At 63.2% G+C, this 15,395-nt stretch carries 10 protein-coding genes and 1 pseudogene; 5 read left to right on the top strand and 6 right to left on the bottom strand.

The window, feature by feature from the left end:
* Positions 1-264: 264 nt before the first annotated feature.
* From EOA85_RS10345 to EOA85_RS10325, 5 genes and pseudogenes are all read right to left on the bottom strand, one after another.
* Entirely contained in the window at positions 265-1,860 is a 1,596-nt protein-coding gene (locus tag EOA85_RS10345; protein ID WP_245485674.1) for a heme peroxidase family protein, read from the bottom strand.
* Positions 1,861-2,185: 325 nt separating this feature from the next.
* Positions 2,186-2,326: a hypothetical protein gene (locus tag EOA85_RS37390; RefSeq protein ID WP_164759584.1), complete on the bottom strand. Its 141-nt coding sequence runs from the start codon at positions 2,324-2,326 to the stop codon at positions 2,186-2,188.
* Positions 2,327-2,396: 70 nt separating this feature from the next.
* The gene (locus EOA85_RS10340; protein ID WP_127209337.1) at positions 2,397-5,588 is read right to left on the bottom strand and encodes an adenylate/guanylate cyclase domain-containing protein; all 3,192 of its coding nucleotides are present in this window, start codon (positions 5,586-5,588) and stop codon (positions 2,397-2,399) included.
* A 181-nt stretch (positions 5,589-5,769) separates the two neighbouring features.
* Positions 5,770-5,928 (bottom strand): annotated as a pseudogene (locus EOA85_RS38845) (alpha/beta hydrolase); the annotation flags it as partial.
* 57 nt (positions 5,929-5,985) lie between these two features.
* Positions 5,986-6,747, bottom strand: a complete 762-nt coding sequence (locus tag EOA85_RS10325) for a LuxR family transcriptional regulator (RefSeq protein WP_095519936.1) — start codon at positions 6,745-6,747, stop codon at positions 5,986-5,988.
* Between the two features lie 117 nt (positions 6,748-6,864).
* Between EOA85_RS10325 and EOA85_RS10320 the strand changes: the two genes are divergently transcribed.
* The 5 genes from EOA85_RS10320 to EOA85_RS10300 are packed head-to-tail and all read left to right on the top strand — an operon-like array spanning position 6,865 to position 12,811.
* The gene (locus EOA85_RS10320; RefSeq protein WP_065010344.1) at positions 6,865-7,755 is read left to right on the top strand and encodes a proline iminopeptidase-family hydrolase; all 891 of its coding nucleotides are present in this window, start codon (positions 6,865-6,867) and stop codon (positions 7,753-7,755) included.
* 51 nt (positions 7,756-7,806) lie between these two features.
* Positions 7,807-8,745: an ABC transporter permease gene (locus EOA85_RS10315; RefSeq protein ID WP_065010343.1), complete on the top strand. Its 939-nt coding sequence runs from the start codon at positions 7,807-7,809 to the stop codon at positions 8,743-8,745.
* Positions 8,746-8,753: 8 nt separating this feature from the next.
* A complete protein-coding gene (locus EOA85_RS10310; RefSeq protein WP_245316364.1) occupies positions 8,754-9,590 on the top strand; it encodes an ABC transporter permease in 837 nt (278 codons plus the stop codon).
* Entirely contained in the window at positions 9,587-11,263 is a 1,677-nt protein-coding gene (locus EOA85_RS10305; protein WP_127209335.1) for an ABC transporter ATP-binding protein, read from the top strand. The genes EOA85_RS10310 and EOA85_RS10305 overlap by 4 nt, the downstream gene beginning before the upstream one ends.
* A 48-nt stretch (positions 11,264-11,311) precedes the next feature.
* Positions 11,312-12,811: an ABC transporter substrate-binding protein gene (locus EOA85_RS10300; RefSeq protein ID WP_095519754.1), complete on the top strand. Its 1,500-nt coding sequence runs from the start codon at positions 11,312-11,314 to the stop codon at positions 12,809-12,811.
* Positions 12,812-13,083: 272 nt separating this feature from the next.
* Here the strand turns inward: EOA85_RS10300 and tssH are convergent.
* On the bottom strand, positions 13,084-15,395 hold a 2,312-nt coding region (tssH, locus tag EOA85_RS10295; RefSeq protein WP_127209334.1), incomplete at its 5' end, for a type VI secretion system ATPase TssH.

Raw genomic sequence — 15,395 nt, 5'->3', positions numbered from 1 at the left:
ACTAAGGAAGCTATAGAGGACGTTTTTAAAAAAAAGTAAAGGTCCGGCGGCTCAAGGCAGTCGGTGTTGGTTCGGAATGACCAACACGGGTCAAAAAGCGGCTATTCATCGAACAGAGGCGAGCGGAAAAATTCGCGGGACCGTCAAGTTGCGACGATACTGCATGAGCGGCTTGCCAGGGGGACCGGTGAACTGGATCTGGACCAGATCGCAGATGAAGTCAGCGCGGCTGAAGGTCCGTCATCGGCGTTCGCAGCGCGATCTCTATGGTTGCGTTACCCCGGCGAAGGCCACCAAATCCGCCACCGTGAAGTCTCCAGGCATGGACGAAGGAAGAATAGGTGTGAACCCACCGGCGACGTTCAGATAGGATGACGCATCTCGCTTCAAAATCCTGACAAACGTCTCCGCCACGATCCTGCCGCCGACCGGACCCAACTGATTTCCGCCGGCGAGGACCGAAGCCTCGCGAAGGACGTAATACCACAGTGGCGTCTTGTTCAGCAGTAAACCGCCGCTGGAATTCAGCACAGCCGTTTCGGCCACCGGCACCCCGGATGTCAACTGCGCCGCGGTCATCGGCGCAATGCCGAATGAGTTGGCCATGCCCTGTCCACTCGGCAGACCGAGAGCAAGAGCACGCCGAAGGTTTCGCGTTGCCAGAATCGCCATCATTCCTGAGAATCCGGGCAACGATTCCAATCCGTTAGCCATGAAACTATCGATTTTCCGGGCCTTGTTGTGAACCGGTACCGGCACTCCGGTGTCAAAGAACGCGTTGAAGTCAACGACCCAGGTGGAAAAGACCGGCAGCCGTGGATCGCGATTGAACTCAAACACCTTTTCAAGTGTGGCTTCCGGGAAGTTGAAATTCACCCAGTACGCATCACGGATCATACTGTGGCCGAACCGGTACGCTGCCACGGCGAACTCGACGGGCATTCGGAACGAGCTACCGATGGGGGCAGATACGCTCGCCATCGCGTTGTTCACGGTAGCCACTCCGCAGATTCTTTTCAAAAAGTCGTGCACCACGGCCCATTGGTAGTGATGGGTCACGATTCGTTTGGCCTCTGCGAAGATGTCGCCCGCAAACGCTACTGCCACCAGCAGATCAACAACGGCGTTATGGAAACGCAGCATAGCGTGCTGGAACTGTACGATGATCAGATTTTCGTCGTTGCGCGGATCGCCGATCGCAGCAGTATTCGTACCCTGCATGCGGGGCACATCCCAACTCGTCTGCTGGACCATGCCCGATGGGTTACCGTTGTTGCTGGGGCCGCCCGGGCCAATAGGAGTGTTCGTGCCCCTATGCAGCTTGATTGCGGTAGTTGGACCAGATGTAGGAAAAACGTAGAGAAACGGATCTAAGCCAGGCCCGCGGCCGTAAACGGACTCCAGATCGAGCGCTGGGCTTCGCATGTTATTGATCATATTCGCATCGTTATTGGCGTCGAGAGTCGACGAGACGTCGAACGTGATGTCATGGTCGACAAACTGGCCAAAATAAGTGAAGCCTGCTGGTATCGAAGACACGCCAGCATCAGCGGGATTGTGAGACGCAGGATTAGGATCACGGCCGGGGTCTCCCATCATGTTACCGAGTTGGCCGAGGAGTGCTTGCGTCGCGACATTGAATGGCAACTTCGTTGCCGCACGGGTGGCCGCGGACGACATGTATCCGAAGCGATCTGCACAGGCAGAACTCAGCCAGGGAAACGGGAACCAGTAGAGCGGAATTTTAACGCCGTGAAAACGTCGAATCCCTGGCTTTAATGCGAGGATAGACTCTTTGACGTCTTCCGGTAACTTCTCCGCGGGAAGGTCCGCCGGCTTGATGCGATTCGCGCTGGCCAACAGTTGCTCCAGCGAAACGGTGGGAGCCTCAGATTCGTTTCGGTCACGCGCTTTCGCAACTCCGACAGCACGATCGGCTTTGGGTTAACGAATCCTTTAGGAATGGATGTATTCTTCACAAATTCGCGGACTGGCTCGGCAATTTCGGAAGTTGCGGCTGGGTTCGCTGTCACAGTTTTTCGCTTCGTAGGCTTCGTCGCACCGAGTCGCTTGGGTGTCTGTTTCGCTGGGGCTTTCTTTTTCGTGACCATGCTTGACCTCCTTCGAAAGTGATTTCAGGAAGTAGCACCCTCACCCAATGGGAAAGGGGGCCTTCAAATTGGGATTAAGCAGAAAGGCCCATGCAGGCGGCACCCGGCTGGAGGACCCAAGTGTCGAGCCTCAGCACTGTCTCGCCCGGGTCTAGCTCTAGGGCCAGCGGTGAGACATATTTATGCTCGTCGATCGTATCGAAGTTCGGTGGCATCACATCACCTCCGATCCAGAGCGGTTCACCAGGAGGTGCGGGCGGTGCCCGTTGCCGCCTCCCGACGGTGTCACATTTTGACGAGTTTGCCCAGGCGGAGCTGGGTCGCGGCCGCGGCGACCACGTTTCCCTTCAGCTCGTAGAGATGCAGCGCTCCGGACACAGCGGCGACCGCCTCGTCGCCTCGGCGGGCGGCCTCGAGCACGTGCGACAGGTCGACCAGTGCATCCGCCCGGTCGTTGACGAAGTCGGTCGCTTCGGCGATCGTCACTGCTTCGCGCGCGAGCGCCTCCGCCGCCCGGAGCTCTGCCCGCCGCGCATGCACGCGTGCACGCACGCGGCGCCAACGGACCTGCGTCACCAAGTCTCCGCTCGCAGCCAGCTGGGCGCTGAGTTTAGCAAAGTCCTCGGCCTCTTCGTCGCGTCCCTGTTGGAGGATCACCACGGCGAGGGAAGCGGCCATCGTCGAACGGAACGCGCGCTCGCCCATCTCCTCAAGCGCGCGATACGCCGCGCGCGCGCTCCTCTCGGCCGCAGCGGGGTTCCCGGCGAGCAGCTCGACGACGGCCTCGTGCTCTGAGGACGCCACGTAGAGCGTAAGGCCGAGGTCGGCGTAGGTGGCGTTGCTCGTCGCGATCAGCTCGCGGGCAATCGCGAAGCGGCCGACAATCGCGTTGAGGCACGCGAGTTGGCGGAGGATTGCTGCCTCGGACTCGGGGCTTTCGCCCACCTGCACGCGCATCGCCTCGCAACGGCGGATGCCCTCGGCTGCCGGGGTGGGCCCGAACCACAAGGAGGAAGCGATCCACGTGAGGATTTCGTAGTACTCATGCCAATCCCCCGCACGTCGCGCGTGAGCAGCAGCTTGCTCCCAAGCTGCAATGGCGGCCTCGCCGCGAGCCGCGGTGAAGGATAGCCAGGCCTCGAGCCGCCGTGCGCGGCAGAGGCCGAGGTCGTCCCCGAGGCGCTCGAAGACCGGGATCACCGCAGCTGCCGCGCGTGCCGCCTCCTCCAGCCCGCCCTCTTCGCCGTGGAAGATCCGGAGGAACTGCCGCTGAACGAGCACATGCGCTGCCAAGCGCTGGTCGTCAGCGGCAGCGGCCAAGCGCTCCGCCTCGTCCAGCGCGCGCCCGGCGTTGTCCAGCCGGCCGCTTTCGATCAGCGCGCCGCTCAACTCGGCGAGCAGCGCGATCCGCCGTGTGTCATCGGTGGGAAGCAGCCGGGAAACCCTCTCAAGCAGGCTGAGCGCCGCCGGCAGGTCGCTGCGGACAAGCGCCCGCCGACCGGCTGCCTCGAGCCGTTCGCACGCCCGGGCGGCAAGCGAGGCCGCGCGCACGTCGCGCGGACCGAGCGCGACACGGTACTGAAAGGCCTGTTCGAGGTGATAGCCGACAATCTCCTCAAACTCGCGTAGCCGGTCCGCGGCCGCTAGCTCGAGCCAGGCGGCGAAGCGCTCGTGCAGGTCGGCGCGCGCATTCTTCGGCAGGGAACGATACGCGGCGTCGCGGATCAGGACGTGACGGAAGCGATAGGCCTTTTCGCCGGCGAACAACGGCGCCTCCGGGCGGATAAGGTCCCGGCGGACGAGCGCGAGCAAGCCGTCCTCGAATGTGTCGAGCACCGGGCCGGCGAGCTCGCTGACGGCGCTCCGATGGAATACTGAGCCCTCGACCGCTGCGGCCGTCAGGATGGCGCGCTCGACGGACGGGAGGCCCTCGAGGCGGGCAGCGAGAAGCGCATTGATAGTCGAGGGGACGGGTAGCTCAACGAGGTCCGACGCGGCGACGCTGTCGGGCCTGAGCAACGCGTCGTCGACGAGCATCGCCACGAGTTCCTCAGCGAAGAGCGCATTGCCCTCGGCCGCGCTCGCGATCCTCGACTCGGCAGCGGGCGGCAGCGGCGCGGGGCCAAGCAGGTTGGAGATCAGCTCGCGGCATTCCGCGTCGCTGAGCCGCTCGAGGACGATCGACGTCGCGTTGCGTTTGCCGGCCCCCCAGCCAGGACGCGAGTCGAAGAGCTCCGGCCGCGCGATGCAGATGAGCAGGATCGGGAAATCGCGTGAGAAGTCGGCGACGTGCTCGACTAAGTCGAGGAATGTCGACTCGGCCCAATGGGCGTCGTCCACCACAACGACAAGCGGCCCCGCTCGCGCGAGCGCCTCAAACAGCCTCCGGACGGCCCAGGCGGTCTCCTCGGTCGTCCCTTGTCCCGCGCCGCCAAGCCCGAGCGCCCCGGTCACACGCTCGGCAATCAGCCCGGCCTTCTCGTCGCCTGCGAGCCGAGCCTCGATCACCGCTGCGAGCTGCTTGCCGGAGTCCGGTCCCTCCGCGCGGGTAAGCTCCCGGACGATCTCGGCCAGCGGCCAATAGGTTATGCCCTCGCCATAGGGCAGACAGCGGCCGTGCAAGACTGTGACATCCTCGGCAAGGCCGCTCGTGAACTCCCGTACGAGCCGCGACTTTCCCACACCCGCGTCGGCGAGAATGGTGACCAGGTGGCAGGTTCTATCGCCGACCGCGTTGCGGAAGACGGTCTCAAGCAAGGCTCGTTGGCGTTCGCGCCCGACGAAAGGCGAGTCGAAGCGGCGCGCAACGCCGGGGGCGTGGGCGAGGACTTCTAACACGGCGAGGGCGCGGATCGTCGCGCCGCGCTTGAGTGCGCGCGGCCCGCTCGGCTCGACGACGACCGCATCGCGCACGAGCTTGTGCGTCGGCTCCCCGATCAGGATCTCATTCGCCGTCGCTGCCTCCTCAAGGCGCTTCGCGACAATGACGGCCTCTCCGGCGACGGACAAGTATCCCTGCATTTGGTCGCCGGCGATCACCTCGCCGGTGTCGATGCCGATTCGGTTCATAAGGCGGACGCCCCAACCGGCTTCGAGCTCGTGGTTAAGGATGGCAAGTGTTTCGCGCATCTCCACCGCTGCCCGCACCGCGCGCAGCGCGTCGTCTTCGTGGACGAACGGCATGCCGAACACAGCCATGATCGCGTCCCCGATATAGTTGTTCACGATTCCGCCGTGCCGTTGAACGACGGCGCTCAACTCGCCGAAGTACCGGGAGAGCAGGTTCCGGAGCGCTTCGGGATCGAGGGAGAGGCTAAGCCGCGAGGAATCGACGATGTCGGCGAAGAGGATGGTGACCGTCTTGCGGGCGTCCGGCGCGGGCTCCCGCGCGTCCGGCGCTGCCGGCTTAGCTGGAACCGAGGAAGCCACCTTCGGCCTCCGCTTCGGGTTCGGCCGGAGATGCTTATCCGATGACATGGCACGGCTCCGTGTCTTAGCCCCCCACGCCGCTGACCAGTTGCGGACTGTCATGGGTGCTGATTTCACGATACAGCCGCTTCTCAACAAGAACAAAGCGGTTTCCTCGCCGGTCAAAACTCCCGCACTTCTTCCAAAGATACTTTTTGGGCTATCTGCGGGGCTTTACTTGGCTTCTCCCTCATAGATGGAAGAACCGGCTGCAAACTTGCCGAGCGGTGCGTCCGCAGAAGACATGCGGCATGTGGCTCGAATGCTCGAAAAATACCCATCGAATACCCGAAACGCGTTCCAAATAGGGTCGAACCACCTCGGGTGTAGCCTCGTCGATCTGCGGCGAGCATCATAGGGCGAGCCTGTCAGAGGGGGCAGCTATGAAAAGAGTAGGGTCTTTTCGTCAGTTGTCGAGCAGGCGGAAATGCGCGGCGCGAACGACGGCCTGCGTGCGGTTCCTGGCGCCCAGCTTCCTGGCGGCGGCGGTGAGGTGCATGACGACCGTAGGAATCGAGCGCCCGATCACGCGCGAGATCTCCTTGGCAGAGAGGCCATGTGCCGAATGGCGGAGACACTCGCGCTCGCGCGCAGTCAACGACGGCAGGAGCGGACTGAGAGCCGATCGGTCGTAGAGGGCGTAGGCCGTGTCGTGGAAGACATGCGCCAGCAAGCTAAAGCGCGCGATGGTTCCCGCATCCCGATCTACCATCTCGTCCGCGCCGAGGCGGATGCCGGTAACCGTGGCATAGCCGCCGCGCGGCATGTGGATAGGGATCGTGACGCCGCTAGTGAGGTCGCGCTCGCGCAGATAGCGCGCAACGGGTTCCGTAGTCTCGTCGAGGAGCGCGCCTATCTCGGTGTCGATCTCCTTGTCGTAGCTCCAGGCGAAGGGGGTGGAGCTGCGCGCCGCCACGATCTGCACCGGATCGATGCGGAAGTAACCTCGATCGCACCAATAGTCGCGCATGTCGTCATCGATGTTACGCAGCTTGAGCATCGACGGGATCATGATAGCGCCGTCGAGATCGTACGGGATGGGCGTGTAGTCATAGACCAGCGCGTCGTAGCCTAGGCCGGACAGCGCGGCGAACGCCTCGTCGATGCAGTCGTCCAAGGTGCCATGGCGCGTGAAACGCCGCCTGATCGTTGTGATTTCGTCCAGCATGAGCTCTTCCGCCGACATCCTCCCGGACCCCACCCTATCACTTCTTATAGCTGACGCACTCCCAACGTTTCGCTTAAAATATGAGCATGCCTAAAAGCTGTGCATTCGGAGCGTATCATGTGGCGTGAGATGGCGGCCGACGATCGCATCGAGGTAAATGTCGATGGCTTTAAGGTCGTCGCCTACAGCTTCGGCTCCAGCACCGAGACGGTGTTCTGCCTCAACGGCGGGCCTGGCCTGGCCTGCGACTACCTTCGCGAATCGCACTCCTGCCTAGTAGACCATGGATACAGGGTCGTGGCGTTCGACCAGCTTGGCACCGGCGCCTCCGACCGGCCGACGGACACCTCGTTGTGGACTATCGCGCGCTACGTCGAGGAAACCGAGACGGTGCGCAAGACGCTGGGACTCGGCAATGTACACATGATGGGTCATTCCTGGGGCGGCTGGCTGGCGATCGACTATGCGCTTGCCTACCAGGAGAACCTGCAGACGTTGATCCTCGAGGATACCGTCGCCGACATGCCGCATCTTGTTCTGGAACTGGAACGCCTGCGCGCTTCGCTGGGACCCGAGACTGTATCGATGATGCAGAAGCACGAGGCGCAGGGAACATACGATCATCCGGAATACATGGCGGCCGTGACGATCCTCAACTACCGACATGTCTGCCGCCTGCCCGAATGGCCGGCGCCGGTGCGCCGCTCGCTCGACGACTGGAACATGGGACCCTACGCGACCATGCAAGGTCCGAACGAGTTTCTCTACATCGGCAATCTCAAGGACTGGAACCGGGTGCCCGACCTGCCCAGGATCAAGGTGCCGGTGCTGATCACGCATGGCGAGCACGACGAACTGACACCTGCCTGTGGTCTGCGCATGAAGCTTGGCCTGCCGCAGTCGGAGTTGCACATCATCCCGAATGCGAGTCACATGCCCTTCTACGAGAACCCAGCTGCATACTATCCGATCCTTTTAGGGTTCCTCTCGCGCAACAAGGCAGGCTGATGCAGGCAGAATGCAGGGGAAAGGGAGCGGACGGGGAAACACCTCAGGGCCATGCACCGCTATAAGTTCGTTCTATACCGTCCGCTTCAGTTCCTACCGGTGCTGTTCGGCATCAGCGTGATCACGTTCATCCTTGTCCGGCTGATCCCCGGCGACCCCGCTCGCGTTCTGCTCGGCACCCGCGCCACCCCCGAAGCGATCGCCCGCATCCGCGCGCAGTACGGCCTCGATGAGTCCATGCTCGCCCAGTATTTCTACTTCCTGCGCAACCTCGCGGACGGCGAGATGGGGCGCTCGATCCTCTACAAGATCGATGTGCTGAAGCTGATCGCCACGCGCATCGAGCCCACTCTGACGCTGGTGCTTTGCAGCGTTGTGCTGTCGGTATTGATCGCCGTGCCGGTGGCGGCGATCGCGGCGCGCAATCAGGGCAGGCTGGCGGACCAAGTTATCCGCATCGTTTCCACCTTCGGCATCGGCTTCCCGCCCTTCTGGCTCGGCCTGATGCTGATCATCCTGTTCAGCGTCGAACTCGCCATTCTCCCGGTGTCCGGTTACGGCAACACGCTTTCTGAAAAGCTTGCACATCTCGTGCTGCCGAGCCTCACTGTCTCGCTGTCGCTGTCGACCGTTCTGGCGCGCAGCTTGCGTGCGGCGATGGTCGAAGGCTTGAGGTCCGACGTGGCGACTGCCGCGCGCGCGCGCGGCATGCCGGAGAGCATCGTGTTCTGGCGCCACGTGCTGCCAAATTCGTTGGTGCCGACCGTCAACCTTCTCGCCGTAAACATAGGTTGGCTGATCGGCGGCACCGTCGTGGTGGAGACCGTCTTCGCGCTGCCCGGCATGGGCCAGCTGCTGGTGCGCGCCATCTTCTCGCGCGACTACATGGTCGTGCAGGGCGTGGCGATGGTCTTCGCCTGCGCCACCGTGCTGATCAACTTCCTGGCTGACATCGTCACGGTGGCTCTCGATCCGAGGGTGAAGCTGTGAGCGAGCCCTTGGTCGCGCCCGCGCTCGGCCGGAAGGGCCGCTTTCGCCGCCGCGGTACGCTGGCGGCCGGCGCCTTCCTGCTTGGGGCGTTCGTCGTCCTCGCGCTCGGCGCGCCGCTGATCGCGCCCTACGATCCGATCACCCAGGACGCGACAGCACGGCTCCAGGGGCCGTCCTGGCTGCACCCGTTCGGGACCGACAATTTCGGCCGCGACATCCTCTCGCGCGTCATCTGGGGCACGCGCATCGACCTCAAGATCGCCGTCATCGGCGTTATCTTTCCCTTTCTCATCGGCACCACGTTGGGCACGGTAGCCGGTTTCTTCGGCGGGATAGTCGACGCCATCTTCATGCGGCTGGTGGACATCATCCTGGCCTTCCCGTTCCTGGTACTGATGCTGTCGATCATTGCGATCCTGGGGCCGGGCCTGGCCAGTTTTTACATCGCCATGGCCCTCGTCGGCTGGGTTTCCTACGCGCGGCTCATCCGCGCCCAGATGCTCGTGCTCAAGAACCACGACTACGCGGTTGCGGCGGTCAGCCTTGGCTTCAGCCGCATGCGCATCATGTTCCGTCACCTCCTGCCCAATGCCGCTGCCGGCTCGGTCGTCTTCGCGATGTCCGACGCGGTCCTCGTCCTGCTGAATGGCTCGGCCATTAGCTATCTCGGGCTGGGCGTGCAGCCGCCAGTCGCGGAGTGGGGCGTGATGGTGGCGGAAGGCCAAGCCTTCGTCACCACCGCGTGGTGGATTACACTGTTCCCGGGGCTCGCGATCGTGACGCTCGCCTTCGCCTTCAGCATGATCGGCGACGGGCTGGCCGATTTGTTCGGGGTTCACGAGTGATCGCGGCGCTGCTCAAGGTCACCGACCTGACGGTCGTCCATGACGGTGACGGCGGGGAGCGTACCCTGCTTGATGCCGTGTCGCTCGATCTCGCCCCGGGAGAAGTCCTCGGGCTGGTCGGCGAGAGCGGGTCGGGCAAGAGCCTGCTCTGCCGCTCACTCGTCAGGCTGCTGCCATCGAGCCGGCTCAGGATCAGCGGTGGCTCGATCACACTTTCCGGGCGTGAGCTGACGACCGCGCCGGAAGCCGAGATGCTCGCGGTGCGCGGCGGTGAAATCGGCATGATCTTTCAGAATCCGAGCAGCCATCTCGACCCGGTCATGAGGATCGGCGACCAGATCACCGAGGGCATCCGCTTTCACCAGCGGCTGGACGCCAAGGCGGCGCGCGCCGCGGCGGTGGATATCCTCGCCCAGGTCGGGTTTCCGGATCCGGCTCGGCAATACGATAGCTACCCGCATGAATTCTCCGGCGGCATGCGCCAGCGCGCCATGATCGGCGCGGCGCTATCGAGCAATCCCAGGATCCTGATCGCCGACGAGCCGACGACGGCACTCGACGTGACGATACAGGCGCAGATCCTGGGGCTTTTGATGGACATCCGCGCCAGGCGTGGACTCTCGGTGATCCTGGTCACCCACGATCTCGGCATCGTCGCCCAAGTCTGCGACCGCATCGCGGTGATGTGGCAAGGTCGACTGGTGGAGATTGGAGAGAAGCGCGGTCTGCTTGCGGCGCCGGCGCATGCCTACACCCGTTCGCTGATCGCCAGTCATCCCTCGCTGCCGGAGGAGGACATGCCGGCAAAGGCTGAGAAGCTCCGGGCACCCGGAGCGGTGCCGGTGGTCTATATCGAGAAGCTGCACGTGCGCTTCGCCACGGGCGGCCTGTTCCGGCGAGGCGCGGTTGATGCAGTCAATGGGGTCACACTCCGTGTCATGCCGGGCGAAACGGTCGGCATTGTCGGAGAATCCGGAAGCGGCAAGAGCACTCTGGCGCGCGCCGTCCTTGGACTTACGCCGGTCTCGTCAGGCACGATACGGTTCGATGGTGCGGACATCGCATCGGGCCGCGCAGTCCTCGGCATGCTGCGACGTCAAACCGCCATGGTTTTCCAGGACCCCTACAACGCCCTCAATCCTCATCTTACCGTTGGCAAGATGCTGGCGGAGGTCCTGCGGGTACAGGGCAAGATCGAGACCGCGCAAATTCCGGCACGCTGCGGCGAACTGCTCGACCTGGTCGGCTTGGGGCGCGCGTTCCTCGATCGCAAGCCGCGCTCGATGAGCGGCGGCCAATGCCAGCGGGCCGGCATAGCTCGCGCGCTCGCCGTCGACCCGAAACTTATCATTGCGGACGAGTGCGTGGCCGCCCTCGACGTCACTATCCAGGCGCAGATCGTGGAGTTGTTCCGCGAACTGGTGGAACGTATGTCGCTCACGCTGCTATTTATCGCCCACGATCTCGCAATCGTTCGCAATCTCTGCCAGCGTGTTGTGGTGATGCACCGCGGCGTGGTCGTCGAGGAAGGTCGGTCGGAGGAAGTGTTCTCCCGGCCGAAGCATGCCTACACCGCCGCGCTGATTGCCGCCGTTCCGCATATCGATCCGGACAAGCCGCTGCTTGCTCCCTCGAAGATGGCGACCCCGCAGGCCGACGGGGTCGCAAACTGAAACCAAAGGCAAACCAGAAGGGGAATACCGATGTTAAGAAGCAAATGGATGCGCATCGGCTTGGTCACCGTTATGACCAGCCTGTCCCTGGGGGCGACGCTGGCAGAAGCAGCCGGCGTACTCACGATTGGCCGGCGCGAAGACTCGACCACCTTCGATCCGATCAAGACCGCCCAGAACATCGACCTGTGGGTGTTCGCCAACGTCTACGACGTGCTGATCCGCGTCGACAAGACGGGCACCAAGCTGGAGCCCGGTCTCGCCGAGAGTTGGGAGGTCAGTCCGGACGGCCTCACCTATACGCTCAAGCTGCGCGACGCGAAGTTCTCGGACGGCTCCGACCTGACGGCCGACGACGTGGTGTTCAGCCTCACCCGCATCAGGGATGACGAGGGCTCGCTGTGGGCGGATCCTTTCAAGGTGATGGATGCGGTCGAGGCAACCGATCCAAAGACCGTCACGATCAAACTCAAGCAGGCGACCGCGCCGTTCCTGGCGACGCTGGCCTTCCCGATCGCCTCGGTTCTTTCCAAGAAGGGCTTCGAGACGCTCGGTCCGGAGAAATATGCCGAAACACCCATCGGCTCTGGCGCCTTTACCATCACGGAATGGAGGCGCGGCGACCGTGTCATCCTGGCGAAAAACCCGCATTTCTGGGAGGCCGATCGTGTCAGCCTCGACGGCGTCGAGTGGATCTCCGTGCCGGACGATAACACCCGCATGCTGAACGTGCAGGCCGGCCAGCTCGACACCGCGATCTTTGTGCCGTTCTCACGCGTCGCCGAACTGCAGAAGGATTCCAACCTCACCGTCCATCTCGACCCGTCGACCCGCGAGGATCACCTGCTGATTAACCACGAGCATGGCGCGCTGGCGAAGAAGGAGGTGCGGCAGGCCCTCGACATGGCCATCGACGAGCAGGCTGTGGTCGACACGGTGACGTTCGGCTACGGCGAGGTCGCAAACTCCTACGTCCCGAAGGGCGCGCTCTATTATTACGCCGACAATCTCAAGCGGCCCTACGATCCGGAAAAGGCCAAGCAGATGCTGGCCGACGCCGGGGCCTCGGACCTGACGCTCAACTACGTCGTGCGGGCCGGCGACGAGATCGTCGAGCAGACCGCCGTGCTGCTGCAGCAGCAGCTCGCCAAAGCCGGAGTCACCGTCCAAATCCAGAAGGTCGACCCGAGCCAAGAATGGGACATGCTGGTGGCCGGCGACTATGACGTCTGTGTCAACTACTGGACCAACGACATCCTCGACCCAGACCAGAAGACCACCTTCGTTCTCGGCCACGACGCGAACATGAATTACATGACCCGCTACAACAACGAGAAGGTCAAGGAGCTGGTCGCGGCGGCGCGCATCGAGATGGATCCGGCCAAGCGCGAGCAAATGTACACCGATCTGCAGAAGATGGCCAAAGAGGACGTCAACTGGATCGATCTGTACTACAGCCCGTTCATCAACGTCTCGCGTAATAACATCGAGAACTTCTACCAGAATCCGCTGGGCCGGTTCTTTCTGGAAGACGTGGTCAAGAACTAGACTTGTCAACGAAGCCACGGGACGCCGCTCTGCGGCGTTCCGCCCAACCCTGACAGCGCGTTTGGCGTGCCGCCCGTCTCACCGCGTGTCGTTTGTTGGGACAGGTGAGCGATCTGCTGCTGTCGCTATTTCCGCTTTCTGACAGTTCCGCGCTGATTGCGGACGGTCCGCACTCGGCCCCTGAGCGGTCCTACGGCTCCGGTACCAAGCTTCATGTGTGGATGCCCCCGTTAATGCAGATTTTGACCACAAACTATGGAATTGCGCCTGAGCTATTCGAAGGAATAGGTGAATCCTCCTTCGGAGGCTCCGACAGTCACTTTCGTCATCTTTTCGCCCGCGAGCGACCGGTTCAGCACGCCACGGCTCAACTCCGGCAGAAGCGTGTTTGTCAAAATGGCGTCGATCATCCGCCCGCCGGATTCGATCTCGGTGCAGCGGGCCTTGACCAGATCCATGACACCGTCACCGATCACCAGCTCGGCATCGTTGCTCGAGCGCAGCCGGCGGGCGATCTTGGCGAACTGATGGCGGGTGATCGCTTCGATCATCGTGTCCGAGAGCGGGTAGTACGGGATGGTTACCACCCGGCCAAGGAAGGCCGCGGGGAAAACCTTCAACAGCGGGCCTCGCAAGGCCGTGTCGAGATCGTCGAGCCCCGCCCGTACCGTGCCGCTGCTAGTCCGGTCCATGATGACTTCGGAGCCAACGTTCGAGGTGAGCAGGATCAGCGTGTTTTTGAAATCGATCCGCCGGCCTTCGCTGTCGTCCATCATTCCCTTGTCGAAGACCTGGAAGAAGATTTCATGCACGTCGGGATGCGCTTTCTCGACCTCGTCAAGCAGGATCACCGAATAGGGCTTGCGCCGGACCGCCTCGGTCAGGATGCCGCCCTTGCCGTAGCCGACATATCCGGGTGGCGCGCCCTTCAAGGTAGAAACCGTGTGCGCCTCCTGGAACTCGGACATATTGATCGAAATGAGGTTCTGCTCGCCGCCATAGAGCGTCTCGGCCAGGGCCAGCGCGGTTTCGGTCTTGCCGACGCCCGAGGGACCGCAGAGCAGAAAAACCCCCACTGGTTTTTCGGGCGCGCCGAGCCCGGCCCGGCTGGTCTGCACGCGCTTGGCAATCATTTCCATGGCGTGATCCTGACCGACCACGCGCTCGGACAGGGTAGCGGCGAGCCGCAGCGCCTTTTCGGTCTGGCTCGACAGCATCCGGCCAGTCGGGATGCCGGTCCAGTCCTGCACCACGGCAGCCACGGCATTGCGGTCGACCGACGGCAGGATCAGCGGCGTCTCGCCCTGCGCTTCTGCGAGTTCGGCCATCAGCTCCCGCAGCCGCGCGAGATCGGCAGCCGGATCGGGTGGAGAAGGATCGGTAGTGGCCTTTGCATCCGCATCGGTTTCAGGCGTTTCGATCTCGGGCGTTTCGATCTCGGGCGCATCCGCACTTGCCGTTTCGGCGACCGCCTGCGGAGTCTCCACCGCATCGAGCGGCACACCCTCGCCGCGCAGCCTGGCGCGCAATTCCAGTACCTCGCCAACCAGCGCCTTTTCCCGATCCCAACGTTCCTGCGCGGCAGTAAGCGTAAGTTCGGTCTCGGCGAGCCCCGTTTCGACCCGACCCTGCCGGTCGGCCACGTCGATGCCGATCGCTGCCTCGCGGCCGATGATGCCGCGCTCGACCTCAAGCGCCTGGCGGCGGCGCATAATGTCCTCCACCTCCGCCGGGGTGGCATGCTGCGAAATGGCGACACGGGCGCAGGCGGTGTCGAGAAGGCTTACGGCCTTGTCGGGCAATTGCCGCGCCGGGATGTAGCGGTGGGACAGGCTGACCGCCGCCTCGATCGCCTCATCGAGAATCTGCACCTTGTGGTGCTGCTCGAGAACACCGGCGACACCGCGCAGCATGAGAACAGCCACCGCTTCCGACGGCTCATCTATCTTGACGACCTGGAAGCGACGGGTAAGTGCCGGATCCTTCTCGATGTGCTGCTTGTACTCGGCCCAGGTCGTTGCTGCGATCGTGCGAAGCTCACCCCGCGCCAGCGCCGGCTTCAGCAGATTGGCCGCATCACCGGTTCCTGCCGCGCCGCCGGCGCCGATCAAGGTGTGAGCTTCGTCAATGAAGAGGATGACCGGCGTTTCGGAGGATTGGACCTCGTCAATGACCGCCTTCAGCCGTTTTTCGAATTCGCCCTTTACGCTTGCGCCCGCCTGCATCAGGCCGACATCGAGCATACGCACACTGACGCCCTGCAGCGTGGGCGGCACGTCGCCCTCGGCGATGCGCAAGGCAAAGCCCTCGACGACCGCGGTTTTGCCGACCCCGGCCTCGCCGGTCAGGATCGGGTTGTTTTGCCGGCGTCGCATCAGGATATCGACGATCTGCCTGATCTCCGGATCGCGCCCGACGACAGGATCGATCTTGCCGTCGCGGGCGCGCTGGGTCAGGTCGATGGCATACTTCGCGAGCGCGGAATCCCCACTCGGAGGCCGCCGCGGTGTTTCGGAGGCGGGAACCTCAGTTGAGGCACCAGCTTCGAGTGAACCCTCCATGATATCTGCGAACCGCGCAATGA

It is taken from the genome of Mesorhizobium sp. M5C.F.Ca.IN.020.29.1.1 (assembly GCF_003997375.1).
GTDB classification, from domain to species: domain Bacteria; phylum Pseudomonadota; class Alphaproteobacteria; order Rhizobiales; family Rhizobiaceae; genus Mesorhizobium; species Mesorhizobium wenxiniae.
Note: the sequence above shows the minus strand (reverse complement) of the source record. Positions and strands in the feature narration are given on the sequence as shown.

Bases quoted from the DNA above. Each gene is read 5' to 3' on its own strand.
- EOA85_RS10300 (WP_095519754.1), top strand. From the start codon at position 11,312: ATGCGCATCGGCTTGGTCACCGTTATGACCAGCCTGTCCCTGGGGGCG.
- EOA85_RS10325 (WP_095519936.1), bottom strand. From the start codon at position 6,747: ATGCTGGACGAAATCACAACGATCAGGCGGCGTTTCACGCGCCATGGC.
- EOA85_RS37390 (WP_164759584.1), bottom strand. From the start codon at position 2,326: ATGCCACCGAACTTCGATACGATCGACGAGCATAAATATGTCTCACCG.
- EOA85_RS10320 (WP_065010344.1), top strand. From the start codon at position 6,865: ATGTGGCGTGAGATGGCGGCCGACGATCGCATCGAGGTAAATGTCGAT.
- EOA85_RS10340 (WP_127209337.1), bottom strand. From the start codon at position 5,588: ATGTCATCGGATAAGCATCTCCGGCCGAACCCGAAGCGGAGGCCGAAG.
- EOA85_RS10315 (WP_065010343.1), top strand. From the start codon at position 7,807: ATGCACCGCTATAAGTTCGTTCTATACCGTCCGCTTCAGTTCCTACCG.